The 18266-nt window shown below is 39.4% G+C and carries 19 protein-coding genes; 8 read left to right on the top strand and 11 right to left on the bottom strand.

Annotated elements, in window-relative coordinates; genetic code table 11:
* Positions 1-4: 4 nt before the first annotated feature.
* Positions 5-979 (bottom strand): 4Fe-4S dicluster domain-containing protein, encoded by a 975-nt coding sequence (locus IPJ16_01680; GenBank protein ID MBK7625906.1) that lies wholly within the window; start codon positions 977-979, stop codon positions 5-7.
* Positions 980-1021: 42 nt separating this feature from the next.
* On the bottom strand, positions 1022-1378 hold the full coding sequence (locus IPJ16_01675; GenBank protein ID MBK7625905.1) for a heavy-metal-associated domain-containing protein: 357 nt from the start codon (positions 1376-1378) through the stop codon (positions 1022-1024).
* 171 nt (positions 1379-1549) lie between these two features.
* Here IPJ16_01675 and IPJ16_01670 point away from each other — a divergent pair, with 171 nt between their 5' ends.
* Positions 1550-2275 carry a superoxide dismutase gene (locus tag IPJ16_01670; GenBank protein MBK7625904.1) on the top strand — a complete coding sequence of 242 codons (726 nt, stop codon included), beginning with the start codon at positions 1550-1552 and terminating at the stop codon, positions 2273-2275.
* Positions 2276-2418: 143 nt separating this feature from the next.
* On the opposite strand, the gene IPJ16_01665 is transcribed toward IPJ16_01670, so the two are convergent.
* Positions 2419-4044, bottom strand: coding sequence for an AMP-binding protein (locus IPJ16_01665; protein MBK7625903.1), 1626 nt, complete (start codon positions 4042-4044; stop codon positions 2419-2421).
* Between the two features lie 187 nt (positions 4045-4231).
* Between IPJ16_01665 and IPJ16_01660 the strand changes: the two genes are divergently transcribed.
* The 4 genes from IPJ16_01660 (at position 4232) to IPJ16_01645 (ending at position 8372) form a co-directional block, all read left to right on the top strand.
* Positions 4232-4711, top strand: a complete 480-nt coding sequence (locus tag IPJ16_01660; GenBank protein ID MBK7625902.1) for a 6-carboxytetrahydropterin synthase — start codon at positions 4232-4234, stop codon at positions 4709-4711.
* Between the two features lie 101 nt (positions 4712-4812).
* Complete coding sequence (gene polA / locus IPJ16_01655) at positions 4813-7614, top strand: DNA polymerase I (protein ID MBK7625901.1); 2802 nt, start codon at positions 4813-4815, stop codon at positions 7612-7614.
* A 62-nt stretch (positions 7615-7676) separates the two neighbouring features.
* Entirely contained in the window at positions 7677-7910 is a 234-nt protein-coding gene (locus IPJ16_01650) for a MoaD/ThiS family protein (protein ID MBK7625900.1), read from the top strand.
* 27 nt (positions 7911-7937) lie between these two features.
* Positions 7938-8372: a molybdenum cofactor biosynthesis protein MoaE gene (locus tag IPJ16_01645; GenBank protein MBK7625899.1), complete on the top strand. Its 435-nt coding sequence runs from the start codon at positions 7938-7940 to the stop codon at positions 8370-8372.
* Between the two features lie 2 nt (positions 8373-8374).
* On the opposite strand, the gene IPJ16_01640 is transcribed toward IPJ16_01645, so the two are convergent.
* The 5 genes from IPJ16_01640 to deoC form a co-directional block, all read right to left on the bottom strand.
* Complete coding sequence (locus IPJ16_01640; GenBank protein ID MBK7625898.1) at positions 8375-10120, bottom strand: S41 family peptidase; 1746 nt, start codon at positions 10118-10120, stop codon at positions 8375-8377.
* A 144-nt stretch (positions 10121-10264) separates the two neighbouring features.
* Positions 10265-10687 carry a ribonuclease P protein component gene (gene rnpA / locus IPJ16_01635; protein MBK7625897.1) on the bottom strand — a complete coding sequence of 141 codons (423 nt, stop codon included), beginning with the start codon at positions 10685-10687 and terminating at the stop codon, positions 10265-10267.
* A 73-nt stretch (positions 10688-10760) separates the two neighbouring features.
* On the bottom strand, positions 10761-11513 hold the full coding sequence (locus tag IPJ16_01630; GenBank protein MBK7625896.1) for a uroporphyrinogen-III synthase: 753 nt from the start codon (positions 11511-11513) through the stop codon (positions 10761-10763).
* Positions 11514-11557: 44 nt separating this feature from the next.
* Positions 11558-12436 (bottom strand): DUF4271 domain-containing protein, encoded by an 879-nt coding sequence (locus IPJ16_01625; GenBank protein MBK7625895.1) that lies wholly within the window; start codon positions 12434-12436, stop codon positions 11558-11560.
* Positions 12437-12473: 37 nt separating this feature from the next.
* Entirely contained in the window at positions 12474-13346 is an 873-nt protein-coding gene (deoC, locus tag IPJ16_01620) for a deoxyribose-phosphate aldolase (GenBank protein MBK7625894.1), read from the bottom strand.
* A gap of 36 nt (positions 13347-13382) precedes the next feature.
* Between deoC and IPJ16_01615 the strand changes: the two genes are divergently transcribed.
* Positions 13383-13850, top strand: coding sequence for a DUF4440 domain-containing protein (locus tag IPJ16_01615; GenBank protein MBK7625893.1), 468 nt, complete (start codon positions 13383-13385; stop codon positions 13848-13850).
* Here IPJ16_01615 and IPJ16_01610 read toward each other — a convergent pair.
* Together IPJ16_01610 and IPJ16_01605 are read right to left on the bottom strand one after the other, a co-directional pair.
* The gene (locus tag IPJ16_01610) at positions 13847-15253 is read right to left on the bottom strand and encodes an MFS transporter (GenBank protein ID MBK7625892.1); all 1407 of its coding nucleotides are present in this window, start codon (positions 15251-15253) and stop codon (positions 13847-13849) included. The genes IPJ16_01615 and IPJ16_01610 overlap by 4 nt on opposite strands.
* A 143-nt stretch (positions 15254-15396) precedes the next feature.
* Entirely contained in the window at positions 15397-15849 is a 453-nt protein-coding gene (locus IPJ16_01605) for a D-tyrosyl-tRNA(Tyr) deacylase (GenBank protein ID MBK7625891.1), read from the bottom strand.
* Between the two features lie 59 nt (positions 15850-15908).
* Here IPJ16_01605 and IPJ16_01600 point away from each other — a divergent pair, with 59 nt between their 5' ends.
* Positions 15909-16469, top strand: a complete 561-nt coding sequence (locus IPJ16_01600; protein ID MBK7625890.1) for a manganese efflux pump — start codon at positions 15909-15911, stop codon at positions 16467-16469.
* Positions 16470-16649: 180 nt separating this feature from the next.
* On the opposite strand, the gene IPJ16_01595 is transcribed toward IPJ16_01600, so the two are convergent.
* Positions 16650-17435 carry a histidinol-phosphatase gene (locus IPJ16_01595; GenBank protein ID MBK7625889.1) on the bottom strand — a complete coding sequence of 262 codons (786 nt, stop codon included), beginning with the start codon at positions 17433-17435 and terminating at the stop codon, positions 16650-16652.
* Between the two features lie 107 nt (positions 17436-17542).
* On the opposite strand from IPJ16_01595, the gene IPJ16_01590 reads away from it, so the two are divergent.
* The gene (locus IPJ16_01590; GenBank protein ID MBK7625888.1) at positions 17543-18253 is read left to right on the top strand and encodes a Crp/Fnr family transcriptional regulator; all 711 of its coding nucleotides are present in this window, start codon (positions 17543-17545) and stop codon (positions 18251-18253) included.
* Positions 18254-18266 lie beyond the last annotated feature (13 nt).

Here is an 18266-nt window from a genome sequence, read left to right as displayed (position 1 = left end):
GCCATTATGTTAATTCCTTATATTCCTGTTCTTCTCCCTTTTCAAAATCAAATATTCTGTTTTTTGGAGGAAGATAATAAACCCTTGGCTTTGTTCCAAGTTCTGCCATAAGCCTGTAGGCGCCATTCTTTTCAAGAAGCTCTTTCAGGTTAACGGTTTCCTTGGTTGTCCCGTTTGTAACTGCGTTTTCATTCTCATCACCAAAATAAAATACTCCGTTTGGACATGCAGATACACAATAAGGCAGTGCTCCTTCGCGCAGGCGGTCAGCACTGAAAAGACACTTTGAAATTGTTCCTTTTTTCTGAGGAACATTCAGTTCAATATCATATTCTTTGCCTTTATCAGCTTCTGCAGCAAGAGGTTCCTGCCAGTGAAACATACGTGCTGAATAAGGACAGGCTGCCATACAAAAACGGCAACCAATGCATCTTTCATTATCAATAAGCACAATGCCATCCTGCCTTTTAAATGTTGCATCAACAGGACAAACAGAAACACATGGAGGATTATCACAGTGCTGACATGGTTTTGGCATATGGTATGCAGGAGTGTTTACAGATTCCTGCATCTGAAGTGTATTTATGTGATATTCGTATGGCCTCAGATGGTGTGCACCCTGACATGCATTAACACATTTCCTTGCATTTCTGCACTTTGAAAGGTCAATTATCATGACCCACTTTTTCCCTTTTATTCCGTCTCTTCCTCTTAAGAGCAGGCGTTTCGGATCAGGTTTATAATCCTTCATCTGATCTTTTGGAATCAGAACAAGGCGATTATCTTCTGTTAATACCTTAACAGACTCACCGTCTGATTTGGCATGTTCATAACGATATCCTGAATAAATAGCAGCAGCTCCTGCAACAGATGCAGCACCTACTATTCCTACTTTCTTCAGAAAATCGCGACGTGATGATTCAAGTATCTCGTCTATTTTAGGATCTTCAGAACTTTTTTCCTTATCTTTTTTACTCATAAAATTCCTGTTGAAATAACGGAGACAAATATTATTTTTCGTTTACTCTTTTGTTATTTCCTCCTGTGGAGAAGGAATGAATTTTTTTACAGTATACCCGGAGCCGGTAATTGCTTCTTTTATTTTAATGGAATCAACCATTCCAGGATAATATTCTATTAATGCATTTCCTACAGTAAATGATGCTTTTACCGACTTTATTCCTTCGAGTTTAGAAACGTTTTTCTGAATCGTCTGTTCGCAACCCAGACAAGTCATTCCACCAATCGACACTTCTATAGCCTCTGCCTCCATCAGTTTTGTGTCTTTTTCTGTTTTTTTGCCACCCTCTTTACATGATGTAAAAGCCAGAACTAAGACAAAAAGAATAAATCCTGCTGTTAGGTTGTACTTCTTCATATTCAATAAATTTAATGTTAGGCGGTTACAGGTTAATAACTTTTATAAAAGTATGAAATTTTTCGCCATTTATCTTAAACGTGCCAAAAAACATACAGTTATGGCAAGATTATTAACTTTATATGAACAATCTGAGATTTCGGATGTTAAATGCATAAAACAATTATTATTATGAAAATCAGAAATTTGTTGAAGTCAGCCGGGTTGTTTTTAGCAGTGGCTTTTATTAGCCTGAATATAACTGCTTCCAATCCGGGCAGTTTGAAGTCTTCGGGGATTGAAGAATCTCCTGTTACAGAGTTTCCGGCATTACCATATGCTTATAATGCTCTGGAGCCTTATATTGACGCCAGGACAATGGAAATACATTATGACAAGCATCACCGCGCATATTTTACAAATTTTGTCAATGCAATAAAGGGCACTCCTCTCGAATCGATGACGTTGTCAGATATTTTTGCATCCATGTCGAAACAATCTGATGCTGTCAGGAATAATGGCGGCGGATTTTATAATCATGTCTTTTTCTGGAACAGTATGGGAACCGGATCAACAGCTCCATCGGCTGAACTTACAGCTGCAATAAACAAAGCATTTGGATCTTTTGATAAATTCAAAGAAGTATTCAATACAGCAGCAAAAACACGTTTTGGCAGCGGTTGGGCCTGGTTATATGTAAATGCCGATAAAAATCTTGCTGTTGGCAGCACTCCATATCAGGACAATCCTTTGATGGATAATGCAACTGTTAAAGGAACCCCCCTTCTGGCTCTTGATGTATGGGAACATGCATATTATCTCAAGTATCAGAACCGCAGACCGGAATACATTGATGCATTCTGGAATGTTGTAAACTGGAATGAAGTGAATAAGAGATTTGCTGAGGCAGGAAAATAGTATCTGCATCACCATTTAACCCCCTCGGCCTTCGGCCTCTCCCCCTGAGAGGGGGAGGGATTTCCGGATGTTATAGAAATTCGATTAATTGCAGGAATTTTCTCCCCTTCCAGGGGAGATGCCCGGAGGGCAGAGGGGTGTCTTTAAGTATATAAAAACCTCTTAATCTTCAATGTAGCCGTTTTCTGAAATGGCATAGGCTGGAGAATTATTTTCTGGATCTGGCTGAATTTATTTACCTGCGAATTGACGTATTCTTTAAGTTCTGCAAGTAATTCCTCTTTCTTTTCCTCAAACTTTTCAGTCATGTCATCTTTCATGTGCTGGTACTTTTTCTCTAACTCCTCCATGTTTATATGAACCATTGCCACCAGCTTTCCTTTTTGCTGGACAACCAGAGACTCAACAACAAACTTGAAATTGTTTATAATTGACTCTATTTCTTCAGGATATATATTCTCTCCGCTTGAGCTTAATATCATATTCTTAAGTCTGCCTTTGATGTAAAGGTTCTCGTTTTTGTCAAGCGTTCCAAGGTCGCCTGTTTTAAACCAGCCATCAGGGGTGAGAACCTCTCTTGTCATTTCCGGCTCCTTATAATAGCCCTTCATTACGTTCGGACCTTTTACCCAGATCTCACCTTCCCCGGTTTTTTTGTCAGGATTATTTATTATCAGGTCAATTCCTTCTATTTTCGGTCCTGTTGACTCAAAAACTGATTTACTCGGATTCGCGCCTGCGAGCAAAGGAGCGGTTTCAGTAAGTCCATAACCAATAGCATAAGGGAATTTTGCTTCGATAAGAAACTTTTCTACAGCCCTGTTAAGCTTAGCGCCTCCTATTCCGTAAAACTTCAAATGTCCGCCAAACGTTTTATAAAGTTTTTTACCGGCAGCTTCATTCAGTTTCTTCCTGAAAAGGGGAACTTTATAGAGTAGTCGGAGAATAAGCTTGTCCCTGAAAGTTGGCATTATCTTATTGAAGTAAATCTTTTCCATTATAAGCGGGACAGTAAGCATAACGGTAGGTTTAACTTCTTCCATAGCAGGTATAAGAACAGCAGGTGTCGGAGGTTTTCTGAGATAATAAACACAGCAGCCACACAGCATTGGCAGTATTAAGCCAAGAGTATTCTCATACGTATGCGATAACGGGAGAACAGATAAAAACTTGTCATTTTCATCCATTGGCTGTATAACTTTGCCTTTAAGGGCATTGAATGTAATGTTCTTGTGTGTAAGCATCACACCCTTTGAACGGCCCGTTGTACCTGATGTGTAGATAATTGACGCAAGATCTTCTTCTTTAACATCATATTTTCCTGTTGGAACAGCAGCAAGATCAAAAACACCGGATCCCTTTTCAGAGAAGAGAAGCGAAAAATCCTCAACAAGTATACCTGTTCTAAGTTCATCCGACTTAAATCCTTCAATTCTGGTCAGAAGAGAAGTTGAAATGAAAATAGCTTTTGCTCCCGAGTGTTCCAGAACATTTCCCACCTCGGTTGCTGAAAAATCGGGCAGAATAGGAACGATTACTGCTCCCATGAAAGTAACAGAAAAAAATGCAACGGCCCAGTTTGGCATATTGGCGCTAAGTAGCGCCACCTTATCCCCCGGACGAATCCCATTCTTCTCAAGAAATGCAATTAAAGCCAGAACTTCTGTATTAACTCTTTCGTAGCTTTTGGGCTCTTCTCCAACAAATGCATAGGCATTCTGCTTCCCGAACTTTCTCAATGTTTCATTGAACATTGCAGGAAAAGTCATCCTGATACTAGTTTCTTCCATATGCCCTATTATTAAGCAAATTATGAAATGCAAAGGTACGACTTTATTGTTTTGCATCGATTAATAATGATATAAATAACGTTAAACAGATAAAAGCAGGTGTAAACTTTAAACCTTTATCGTTCTGAATGGTTAATTTTGTAACCAATTAAATTACAAAACAATTATGGCTTCAATAATACGGGTAACCAAAGAGTTTCCATTTGAAATGGCTCATGTCCTCTGGAATTATGACGGGCCCTGCAGAAACGTTCATGGCCATTCATATCGACTTTTTGTGACAATCGCCGGGACTCCGATTGATAATCCTGAAAACCCGAAGAATGGGATGGTAATGGATTTTTCCGATCTCAAAAGTATAGTGAAAAAGGAGATTGTCAGTGTTTTCGATCACGCAGTGGTTGTTAGCAGCCGGTATGAAAAGGAGAAAAGAGACATGTTTACAAAATTATTCGGCAATACCGTTCTGGTCGATTATCAGCCTACCTGTGAAAACCTGGTTGCTGATTTTGCAGAAAAAATTTCCAGCCATTTACCGGAAGGGATTGCACTCCATAGTCTTAAACTTTATGAAACAGCCACTTCATTTGCTGAATGGTTTGCCAGTGATAATGAACGCCCCCCATCCCCCCTAAAGGGGGGCTAAATCCACACAGATATGTGAAATTCAGATAATTGCAGTAATAAACCCCCCTTTAGGGGGGCAGGGGGGCAAAATAAAAAGTAATTTGAAACTACTCAATAAATATGACAGATAACCAATCAAAAAAGCTATTCCTTTTAGATGCATATGCATTGATTTTCAGAGCTTACTATGCGTTTATTAAAAACCCGAGAGTAACTTCAAAAGGACTCAATACTTCTGCAATTTTTGGATTCTTGCTAACTCTTGAGGAAGTTCTTCAAAAACAGAAGCCGACTCACATAGCTGTCGTTTTCGATACTCCGACGCCAACATTCAGACATGTAATGTTTAAGGATTATAAGGCACATCGCGATGAGACCCCGGAGGACATCAAGAAAGCTGTGCCGTATATAAAAAGACTTATTGAGGCTTATAAAATACCTGTAATTGACTTTCCGGGATATGAAGCCGACGATGTAATAGGAACTCTTGCCAGACTGGCTTCTGACAGAGGGTTTACAACATTTATGATGACCCCTGATAAGGATTATGCGCAGCTTGTTTCAGGGAATGTATTTATGATGAAACCCTCAAGAAGCGGGAATGAATCCATTCTCTGGGGGGTTGACGATATTAAGCGCGAATTCTGTGTAGAGCGTCCGGAACAGGTAATTGATGTCCTTGCTCTAATGGGTGATACTGCCGATAATATCCCCGGCGCTCCCGGAGTGGGACCCAAAACAGCAATGAAACTGATTTCAGAATATGGAAGCGTTGAAGAACTGTTTAAGAATACTTCTAAACTTAAAGGTAAACTAAAAGAGATAATTGAGAATAACATAGAACAGATAGAATTCTCAAAAAAACTTGTTACTATTGAACAGTTTGTCCCGGTTGAATTCGATGAAAAGGCACTTATTAAAGAGGTTCCCGATGCAGATAAACTGAAGGAGCTTTTTGAAGAGCTTGAATTCAAAACAGTTGCCACCAGAATTCTTGCAGAGATCGATAAATCCGAGAAACCGCGGGTTACTCAGACAGTCTCTTCTTCACCTAAAGATTCAACCCAGGGATCTCTTTTCGATGAAGAGCCAACTTCTGTCGCTGTGGCAAAAACATCCATTGAAGACATATCCCACAACTATACTGTTATCGCGAATGAATCTGAACTTAAGAATTTTGTCAGGCAGGTTTCAGGCCTGAAAGAGTTCTGCTTTGATTCTGAGACCACAAGCATAAATGCCCTTGATGCTGAATTGGTGGCACTTTCATTCTCATGGGAGAAAAGTACTGGTTATCTTGTTCATTTCCCTGAATCACAAGTGGAGACAAAAACAATTCTGGAAATACTCAGACCAGTTTTTGAAAATCCGGATATTCGAAAAATAGGGCAGAACATGAAATTTGATATTCAGGTTCTTGCTAACTATGGAATAGAGGTAACGGGTCCGCTTTTTGATACAATGATAGCCCATTACCTGCTTGAGCCCGACATGAGGCATAATATGAACCTGTTGTCTGAAACATATCTTTCGTACAGCCCGGTTCATATAGAGTCGCTTATCGGAGATAAAGGCAATAATCAGAAAAATATGCGGTCGGTACCACTCGATAAACTAAAGGAGTACGCCGTGGAAGATGCTGATGTTACCTATCAGCTAAAAAATGTCTTTGAACCTAGAATAATTAAAGAGGGACTGGGAGACCTTTCCGGCAATATTGAGATGCCTCTTATCAGGGTTCTGGCAACTATGGAAAGGCATGGAGTCAGGTTAGATCTTGAGGATCTTAAATCAATTACTGTTAACCTTCGTGATGATATTATTTCACTTGAAAAGGAGATCTATTCCCTTGCCGGGACAGAATTTAATATTTCTTCACCAAAGCAATTGGGCGATATACTTTTTGTAAGGCTTAAGCTCGATGATAATGCAAAGGTCACAAAGACAAGGCAGTTTATTACAAATGAAGAAATCCTGCAGCGACTTGTACACAAACATCCTATTGTTGATAAAGTACTGGAATACAGGGGGCTCAGGAAACTGTTGTCGACATATGTTGAGGCACTGCCTCTGCTTGTGGATAAAAATACAGGACGGATTCATACTTCATATAATCAAGCCGTTGCCTCAACAGGCAGGCTAAGTTCAAATAATCCGAACCTGCAGAATATCCCGGTAAGAGATGCAAGGGGCAGAGAGATAAGGAAAGCATTTGTTCCGGAGCCGGGACATATTTTTCTTTCAGCCGACTATTCTCAGATCGAACTGAGGTTAATGGCACATCTGAGCAAGGACGAAGGAATGATTGCTGATTTTCTGTCAGGAAATGATATACATGCAGCTACAGCATCAAAAATATTCGGAGTTGAAATCAAAGATGTAACAAGGGAGATGCGCAGCCGTGCGAAAACCGCAAACTTTGGCATAATTTACGGAATTTCCTCTTACGGTCTTTCCGAAAGACTTACGATAGGAAGGAAGGAAGCAAAAGACCTTATCGATGGATATTTCAGTTCTTATCCGGGAGTAAAATTATACATGGATGAGAGTATTAAGAAAGCGAGGGATCTGGGTTATGTTACAACAATGTTTGGAAGAAAGCGTTATTTGCCGGATATCCATTCGAGAAATCAGGTGGTGAGAGGAAATGCTGAACGAAATGCAATTAATGCACCTATCCAGGGTTCTGCAGCTGATATAATAAAAATTGCCATGGTGAAGATCGATGAACGGCTGAAATCGGAAAAATTCAATTCAAGAATGTTACTTCAGGTACATGATGAACTTATTTTTGAGGTAGAGAAAGAAGAACTTGATAAACTCAGGGATATGGTGATTTTTGAAATGTCTAATGCTGCTTCCCTTGATGTTCCGCTTAAAGTAGACTGGGGAACAGGGAATAACTGGTTTGAGGCACATTGAAAGGCGTAAATAATAGCCCCCCAACCCCCCTTTAGGGGGGCAGGGGAGCAAAAAACATTAAAATGGTAGTTAAAGTATTGTTTTTCGGTGTATTAGCAGAAGTCACAGGAACTAATTGCAGACACTATAGTGAGGTAAAGTCACTTTCTGATTTGAGGAGGCTGATTAATGACGAATTTCCTGAGATAGTTCATTATGATTTTCTTATTTCAGTTAACAATGAGCTGATTGATAACGAGCCGGCACTTAACGATGGTGATGAGGTGGCTTTTATGCCTCCGTTTGCAGGAGGATGAGAATCACAAAATATATTCTGAATATCTATGGTTAAAAATTATCTTGTAGAGGGCCCGGTTACAATAAAAGAAATATCCGTTTCTCTTGAAAGCATTGGGAATAAACAAGGTGCCGGAGGGCATTCTGTTTTTATGGGTCAGGTCAGGGCAGACATCATTGAAGGCAAGTCAGTAAAGGCTATTCAGTACTCGGCGTATGATACTATGGTAAAAGCTGAGGCAGATAAGATTGTGAAAGAAATATTATCAGAGTTTTCAGATGCACAATCAGTTGATATTATCCATTCAACAGGAACTGTTAATGCCGGAGAACTGTCTTTGTTTGTTCTGGTATCTGCAGGCCACAGGCAACAGGCTATTAAAGCATGTGCAAAAACAGTGGAAATGATAAAAGAGAGACTCCCGGTCTGGAAAAAAGAAATCTTTGAAGATGATTCTCATATCTGGAGACAAAACCATTGAAATTAAACAGGTTCCTGATTTTTTCTTGTTCCCTGAATATTAGTTTTTGCCATATCCGCTTCATTCTTTCTGGTAATAAGAATCGATCCTGATGTGCCTTTAAGAATTGAAGTATATTTCTCTTTATTGTTCAGTATGTCAAGTGCTTTTAATACCTGTTCATCTTTCTTAATTGTCCAGGCAATAGCCCCGTCCTCATAGAAATATCTGCTTATAATCTCATCTTCTATAAGATCAGTTATCTCACTTCTGAAGGTAACAAGATCCTCGTCAATACTATGGGCCAGATCCTTTTCAAGTTCATTGAACAGATCTTTGTGTAAATCATAGTACTTCTCTTTCTTTGCGGTTGAAACCAGTTCATTAAAGGAATCCTCGGTAGCTGTTTTATAGCTGAAGTTGCGTTTTTGAAGCATTGCTTTAAAATCAGTGTAGTCTTTATCTGAAAAAGAGAATTGATCCGGAGATTTTATTTCGGGATGTGACCAGTAATACTGAGTTGCAAAATCAAAAATATAATTTCTCATGTATAGCTCTGATGATACCTGGCTTAGCTGTTCCGGCAGAACCTCTACATCAGGAGAAATCCCTCCCCCGTCTTTTACTACCCTTCCGTTTCTTGTTTTGAACTCAGATATCAGTGAATCAGGTATTATTCCAACACTTCCGTCTTCATTGGGATGAGAGAAGTCACGGGCCTGAATGCATCTGCCGCTCGGAATATAATATTTTGCAGTGGTTACCTTAAGCTGGGTGTTATAGCTTAGCGGACGGGTAATCTGTACCAGGCCCTTTCCGTAGGATCTTTGTCCGACAATGATTCCTCTGTCAAGATCCTGTATAGCACCTGCAACAATTTCTGATGCTGAAGCAGAACTTCTGTTTATGATTACAGCAAGAGGTATTTTTTCATCAAGGGCAGCTTTCGTTGTCTTGAATACTTCATCAAAATTTTTGACCTTCCCTTTTGTTGACACAACTTCATTTCCTGGTCCGACAAATAGGTTAACAATTTCGACAGCTTCAGTAAGCAGCCCTCCCGGATTTCCTCTGAGGTCCAGTATAATCTGCTGGGGATTGTTGGTTTTTAGGGAATTAAATGCAGATTTTACATCTTCAATACAGTCCTGGGTAAAGTTTGTAAAACGGATATACCCTGTTTTTGAATCAAGCATTCCAAAATAGGGGACAGGCGGAATAATGATTTTTTCTCTTTTCAGGGAATAATCAAACTCCTTTCCTTCCCTTTCTATTGTGAGTGTAATTGGAGTACCTGGATTTCCTTTAAGCTTATCGCTTACCCTGTCTGTTGAAAATCCTTTCAGAGAAACGCCATCTACTTTTTTCAATATATCACCTGCTTTAATCCCTGCCAGATCAGCCGGGAAACCTTTATAGATTTCACTTATTACAACATAGTCGCCTCCCCCTCTTACAAGCGAACCAATTCCTCCGTATTTTCCGGTTGTCATAAATGTGAACTCATCAACATCAGATTCGGGGTAATAAACGGTATAGGGATCAAGAGTTTTAAGCATATTGTCAATACCTGCTTTGACTGTTTTGTCAGGGTCTATTTCATCAACATAGAAAGTATTTATTTCCCTGAAAAGAGTGAAAAAAATATCAAGGTTTTTCGCAATGCGAAAATCTCTTGTCTCCTGACTAATAAGAAAGCCGGTGCTTAATCCGGTGATAAGAATGAGCGACACAGCTATGATTAATTTGCCGGAATGTATCTTTTTCATGACTAAAATGTCTTTGTTTTCGGGACGAAATTATAAAGAAAAATGGTTAACTGGATTGAGAAACAAACAATTAAAAGAACTTTAACATTTGGGAAAGTCTGAAGACCGTAGTCCGGAGTCCGGAGTTTGAAGAATGCAGATATCTCATACTTCGGTCTTCGGTCTTCGGTCTTCGGTCTTTTGACTTAATTCAATGAGTTTAGTTATCACATCATCGATTGCTTTTTCAACAACCGGATATTCAGGAACTTTACTGCCTCTCAAAATAATAACAAAAACCAGTTTTTTTTTGTTTGCGCTCAGGTGTTCGTATAGTACATGTTTGTTTTTCCGGTACGCTTCCCTCATCCTGCGTTTGATAAGATTTCTGGTGACAGCAAGTTTAAAGCCTCTTTTTGAAACACTCATGGCTACCTGGGCCGGGGCAGGCAAATCTCCAGAAGCGTTATTCCAGACAACCTTAAAAAGAGAATTATAAAAAATGTTTCCGGTTTCAAAAAGAGTGTTGATGACTTTAAAACTGCAAAGTCTTTCTGATTTACCGAACGTCTCCCTGGTGATATTCATAACAGAACTACTTATCCTGATATTCTTACCGGATGACTTTTAAGGAGCTTAAGGGTAAGCAGGTATGGAATAATTATCTTAAATTTTTGTTGTGTTCTTTAAGAAAGTCATCAAGCGCCATTGTCATAGACGGTGCTTTGGGATTGGGAGCATTTATATCGAGCCTCAGACCCTCGCTCTCAACAGCTGATGCTGTTGTTGGCCCGAAAGCTGCAATTTTAATTTCCCCCTGTACAAATCCGGGAAAATTTTCTTTCAGCGATTTAATTCCGGAAGGGCTGTAAAAAACGAGGATGTCATAATCAAATTCCTTCTCTTTTGAAAAGTCGGTACTTATTGTTTTGTAAAGAGTTCCGATAGTATACTTTATGCTGTTTTTGTCAAGTAAATCGGGAATTTCAGCATTGTGCGGCTCAGAAAGAGGAACAAAGAAATTGTCCTCCCGGTGTTTAACAATAACATCAATCAGATCCTGAAATTTTGCTTTCCCGTGGAAAATTTTTCTCTTCCTGTAAACTATATATTTCTGAAGATAAAAGGCAACATTTTCCGTAATACAAAAGTATTTCATTGTATCAGGAACAACTGCCCTAAGTTCATTGCATATTCTGAAGAAATGATCTATCCCGGTTTTGCTTGTAAAAATAACCGCTGTAAAATCAAGAATGTTGATTTTTTGCTGCCGGAAATCTTTAGAAGATATTCCTTCAACTTCAACAAAGGGTTTGAATTCTACTTTTAAATTATACTTTCTTGCCAGTTCGAAATATGGGGATTTCGGATTAAGAGGTTCTGGCTGCGATACTAAAATCTTCTTTATTTTCAACTCTTTACAGTTTAAATTCTACCAACTAAGTAACACTCGCCAATCTATACTAAGCCTGCAAAATATTTCACCGATATAACAACAGGCAGGATTTCCAGCGCACAAAGGTATAAAATCAAATAGAAAATTGAAATATTCCTCTTTATAAAAATTATCAGGAGCCTCAGAATACGCACCAAATACATTAAACCAAGGATAAAAATACCTGAAAATATATATACTTCAGCAGGGAAAATGCTGGTATATAAAAGAAGAATTACAATTATAAAGATGATTACGCCCCCGTATCTGTAAGACTGGTAAATACCAACAAGATACTCATGAAATTCTTCTCTTTTCCCGCTGATATTTCCGGTGATATAACATGTAATATGTCTTAGCGTAATTGCCAGAATAATAACTCCGGTCAGGATCAGCCATACCAATATTCCCGTAATCCCGGAAGGGATAATGTCCCTGATATCTGCGATGCAATATGCGAACATACTGATACTCAGGAAGGAAACCAGGTTTAAAATTGTTGACTGCCAGTGAAATATCCCGCCGATGTCTCTTGACCCCGGATCGTTTATTCCCCTGAAAAGAAAAAATCTTGATAATTCAGGAAGAAGATTTTTTGAAGTGTTTCTCAGAAGGGAGTACAAAAATGCTCCGAGAAGGATTACCAGAATAAGCCAATCCTCATCAATCGTTTTACGCGGGAGTTCTTCCCCGGATCTGAGATGTTTGACAAGAGCGGCTTTGGCCTCAGCTTCTGATTTTTTATTTTTTTCGATGAAGACAAGAGGAAATCCCTTCACGTTATCCGTTGTAATTGTTGTAATTACATTGGCGGAATCATAGAAAGTTACATTTGCAACAGGATTAGGCCTGCACAGGTTAATAGTATCCGGCTGAATGTCCGGATAAGAAATTATCATCATCTTCTGAATTCAAAATACAAAAGTAATGATAAATGAATCAGAAATGGATGCTGGGGCACCCTGATATTTCTGAAAGAATGTTATTTGCAAGCCTGCTGGCCCCGATCCTGAACATTGAATTGTTGAGCCAGTCTTCTCCAAGGAACTGTGAAACAATCTGATAGTATTGAATAGCATCAGCTGGTGTTACAATTCCTCCCGCAGCCTTGAATCCTACCCTGATCCCTGTCTCGGCATAGAAATCGGAAATTGCATGACACATTACAAATGCAGCTTCAGGAGTTGCAGAAACTGTTGTTTTGCCGGTGGAGGTCTTGATGAAGTCAGCACCTGCATCCATAGAAATCATTGATGCTCTGAAGATGAGATCATAATCAACCAGAAGGCCTGATTCAACGATAACTTTTAATATTTTATCTCCGATTGCAGCCTTTATTTCCCTTATCTCATCGGCAACCTGCGCAAAGTCATTTCCGACAAAAGCACCAACGGGAATAACTATGTCTATTTCATCAGCTCCGGCCTCAATTGCAAGTTTGCATTCAGTAACTTTTATGCTTCGGAATGTCTGAGAGGAAGGAAACCCGCCCGCAACAGAAACTATTTTTACGTTTTTAGCTTTCAGTTTTTCTTTTACAACTGATACAAAGTTCGGGTAAACACAAATGGCTGCAACATTCGGGATATTTGAAAAACGGCCGGAAAAACTGTTTACTTTTCCGGTGAAGTGGATAATCTGACTCCTGTTGTCTGTAGTATTTAGGCTTGTAAGATCTATCATGTTCAAAAGACTCATCAGCAGATGTTTATCAGGAGTAGCTTTAGCAGACTCAGATACTTTCTTCAAGCCCTTTTTAATTTCCGATTCAGAAGGGCATTTATTGATCAGTTTTTGATATAATTTTGTCATAAACTAATAGTTATGTTAAACTAAAATTAATGCACTATGAAAAAAAAGAACGGTGTCAATATAATGCTTTTTGTTTTCATAATTAATTTAATTTTCATTTTAAGTTGTTCAGATACTCCTAAAAAACCCATTCAGGGGATCCTGCTGCAAACCGACCGTGATTTCTCTGCGATGTCTGTTAATGAAGGCATGTTTAAGGCATTCCTTTTCTATATCGCAGAAGATGGCGTTATGCTTAGGGATAATTCTTATCCTGCAAAGGGGAAAGAGACTTTGGCTAAAAGGTTTGAAGGGAAGACTGATACCACATTTGTTTTAAGCTGGGAGCCTCTTTATGAAAAGATTTCAGAAAGCGGAGACCTGGGTTATACCTATGGGCTGCATACAAATACAGATAAATTGACTGGAGAAATTACCAGGGGTACATATGTAACAATCTGGCTTAAGCAGCCGGATGGCAGCTGGAAATTTGTACTGGATACCGGAACACAGGGATTGCCTTAATGGATTTCTTCTTTGTTACTGAGCTTTTTATTTCTGGCAAGGGATGCAAAAATCCCAAACACAGACAATACTGAGAATATCATAAATCCGGTTCTCATGGCAGAGATTAGTCCGGGATAAGTAGCCGGACTAATGGGCTGTTTTCCAATATACAAGGAAATCAGCATCATTGCTATACCCATACTCATCATCTGGCCAACCATCCTCATTGTTCCAACCACCCCTGAAGCGACTCCCAGATGGCGTTTTTCAACAGAACTCATAATAGCATTTGAATTAGGCGAAGAGAAAAGGCCAAACCCGATTCCCATAAGTATAAGCAGCAAGACAACTGCATATGTCGGGGTTGTTTGCCTGAAAAAGCAGAGTAAAATCAGTCCGGCCGCCGTTATTCCCATACCGGTTGAAGCAATTACACCAGGATTCTTTCTGTCAGAGAGTTTCCCTGCAACAGGCGATAACAAGGTCATAGCAATTGGCTGTGATATCATAATTAGTCCGGCAGTACGCGCATCAAATCCTTTTAAGTATTGAAGGTAAAGGCTTATGAAAAATCCTATTGCACTGGTAGCTGAATAATTAATCAGGGCTGCAATGCCTGAGAATGCAAAGACCCTGTTTCTCAAAATGAGTCTGATATCGAAAACAGGATTACTGATATTTTTTTCAAAAAGAACAAATAGAATTGCCGTTAATAACCCGGCTGCCAGACAGATCCACCCCAGCGTTGACGGCAATCTTGAAAAACCATACATAAAAGATGCAAGTGCAATACCATAAATAACAGAACCTCTCCAGTCAAATTTCTCTCCCGCCGATTCTGCCCATTCTGTTTTTATTTTCATTTTTATCAGAATCAGTGAAATGATTCCAAACGGGACAAGAAAAGCAAAAATACTTCTCCATCCGAAATACTGGGTTAGCAAACCCCCTATTACAGGGCCCAGTGAGAGACCAAGGTAAACTGCGGTAATATTTATTCCCATTGCTCTTCCTCTTTCTCCGGGCTGATATACAGAAGTAATTATTGCCAGACTGGTTCCAAAGATCATTGCGCTTGCCAGTCCCTGAAAAATCCTTAAAACAATCAGGTAGGCAATACTCTGAGAAAAAATGATCAGAAAAGTTGAAATTGTGAATAGAAGGATGCCGGTTGAAAACACTTTTTTTCTTCCGATTATATCAGCAAGTCTTCCGAAAGGAAGTAAAAAAATGGCCGATGAAAGGATGAAGCTGCTTATTACCCAACCAAGACCAATTGCAGTGGCATTAAGGTCTTTACCGATTGAAGGCAGTGCAAGATTGACTGCTGAACCAAGAAACGGTGTAAGAAATGCAGCAAATGTTGCTACAAAAAGAACGGTCTTTTTTGAAGTACTCTGTTCATCTTTTATCGAATGCATCCTGATTATTTAATTAGTTTATTATTAGTTTTTAACCACGGAGACACGAAGAACACGGAGATTCACGGAGTCCCAATTCCATTTTGAGTCATTGCGAGAAGGGACGACGAAGCAACCCCTCTCACTTCATACCTCACACCTCGTCATTCTTTCTCCTTCGTATCAATAATAATAGTAACAGGTCCGTCATTAATAAGTTCCACCTGCATCATTGCTCCGAACTCGCCTGTTGCTGTTTCTTTCCCAAGTAACCCTGATATTCTGGCAATGAAACTGTTATATAATGGTATAGCGATTTCCGGTGGTGCTGCACGTATATAGGAAGGCCTGTTCCCTTTCTTTGTTTTTGCATGAAGGGTAAATTGACTTACAACAAGTATTTCCCCACCGGTATCAAGAAGGGAAAGGTTCATTACTCCATGGCTGTCGTCGAAAACTCTTAACTGAACTATTTTATTACACAGCCATTCTGAATCCGCTTCATTATCAGATTCTTCGATCCCGATAAGGATGAGCAATCCTCTTCCTATTCTTGATTTTATCTTCCCCTGTATCGTTACCGAAGCCTGGCTTACACGTTGAATTACAACTCTCACAGGAATCATTTTTTAGGTGTTCAAATATAAGTTATATTTGCGCAATTTACATTTGCTCAATGGACTATTTCACAATTCTCGCAATTGCTCTGGGCTTATCTTTCGACACCTTTGCTGTGTCTCTATCTGTCGGAGTAGTACGTACCCGCATTATCTTTAAACAGGCAACAAGGGTTGCTATTGTATTTGCCTTATTTCAGGGGGGACTTACTGTTGCCGGTTATTTTCTGGGATCAATTATTTCCAGTGCCCTGAAAGCGATGGATCATTGGGTTGCTCTTGCTTTGCTTGCTTTCCTTGGTTTAAAAATGATTTATGAAGGATTTAAGAAACCAGGTGATGACGATACAAAAGATTTCAGCAGCACACTTGTTCTGCTTACTCTGGCACTGGGTACCAGTATTGATGCATTTGCCGTCGGTATCAGTTTCGCTCTGCTTGATGTAAAAATCTGGGAAGCCGGCATTCTTATAGGAGCAGTAACCTTCCTTGCCTCAATGACCGCGATCCGAATCGGGAAATCAGCCGGAGAGCGCCTCGGAAATAAAGTCGAAATTATAGGCGGACTGATCTTAATAGGTATTGGATTGAAGATCTTTCTGGAACATATGCTTACCTGATATAGCATCTCCCTTAATCATTAACATAGAATTAAGTGTGTTCAGTACACTTAATTTTTTTGTTACACAGAGAAACACTGAGGAGACACAGAGAACCACAGAGCAAATCAAATCAAATCTCTGTGTAGCTCTGTGATTCCTCTGTGACTCTCTGTGATAGTTCTTCAGTGTTTTTCTTATTCAGAAAGGAATCATCCTTCTCTTTCTTTTATCAAAGACAGCCATTTCGGTGAAACCGACATATCTCAGCAGATCATATGCCTCATCAAAGTATTGCCCGACCCGAGCAGGCATGTGGGCATCAGAATTAACACAAACTGGCACGTTTTCTTCGTGGAAAATATGCAGGAATTTTCTGTCGGGATAGAAATCGGCCAGCGGTCTGTTCCTTCCGTTTGTATTTAGTTCAAATGCTACATTATGGGTTTTCATTGTTTTTGCGAGCTTCCTGTAAAGAGGCTCCATGTCGGACGCTGGCTTATAGCCGTATATCCTTATTAAATCGCAATGTCCGATAATATCAAAAACGCCTGAGCCAGCGGCTGCAATAATTGAATCAAAGTAAGATTCAAATAGCCTGTCGATGCTCTTTCCCTCATAAAACTCAGGACCAAAGTCTACAGTTTTTTCACCCAGGTAATGCACCGATCCTATTACGTAATCAAGCGGGAAAGGTTTAAGAAAATTACGGATCTCTTCTTCCTTTCCTGCAAAATAATCTACTTCAAGGCCGATTTTTATTGAAATCTCACTTGTCCTGTTTCTCAACGCTTCTATATGACTGATATAGGGAGCAATATTAACAGGATTCATGTTCCAGTCTTCAAGGTCCTTAAACAAGGTAAGGTGCTCTGAAAATCCTATTTCACTTAAGCCTGCTGCAATGGCTGGTGCGACATAGTCATCGGGGATTGACCTGCCATCGCTGTAGCTTGAATGCATATGATAGTCCGTTTTATAAATCATCAGATACCAAATAAGACCTGTTATTGCATTTGACTTTCAAAATAGGCCGAAATTTGGGAATAAAACAAATTGAAATTTGACAAATTCATCAGGAAATTGATAAATTTGTGAAAAATAAGAGCGTGAACGAAAAGAAAAAAGCATGCGCCTGCGTAAGTTGCGAGTTCCGCGATGTTGTCTTCAAATTTCTGGATGACGCCTCTATTGAGGAGCTCTGCGATAACAAAGACCAACAGTTCTTCCATAAGGGAGAGGTTATTAATCATGAAGGAGAAAAAATAAGCACCTTTAAATACCTTCAGAGTGGTCTGGTAAAGCTTTACAGGAGGACCGCCACTGGTGATGAACAGGTTATTACAATAACACGTCCTTTCGAATTTGTCAGCAATATGAGTATCTTCTCCGAGGAAAAGTATCAATATTCAGTCTCTGCGCTGGAAGATTCGGTGGTCTGTACTGTCAATCTTGATTTTATAAAGGAATTATTTCTGAAGAATGGAGAATTTGCAATGGTTCTGCTTACAAAGATCTCAATGATAAATGATAAGATCATTAACCAAACACTTGACATAAGGCAGAAAAATCTTGTGGGAAGGGTTGCCTATGTTCTTCTTTACTTCACGAATGAGATCTATAAATCACGGGTTTTCGATTTGCCTGTTTCAAGAAAAGAGATAGCTGATTATATCGGAATGAGTACTGCAAATGTTATACGTACTTTGTCGGATTTCAAAAAGGAGGGTATAATCAGAGTCTTTGGTAAAACCATAGAAGTTGTTGATCTTGAAAAACTTGAGATAATATCAAAAAGGGGCTGATCTGCATTGTTCT

Source organism: Bacteroidales bacterium (assembly GCA_016709865.1).
In the GTDB taxonomy this organism is placed as follows: Bacteria; Bacteroidota; Bacteroidia; order Bacteroidales; family VadinHA17; genus LD21.
The sequence above is the reverse complement of the archived record's forward strand: the minus strand, read 5'-3'. Positions and strand labels throughout refer to the sequence as shown.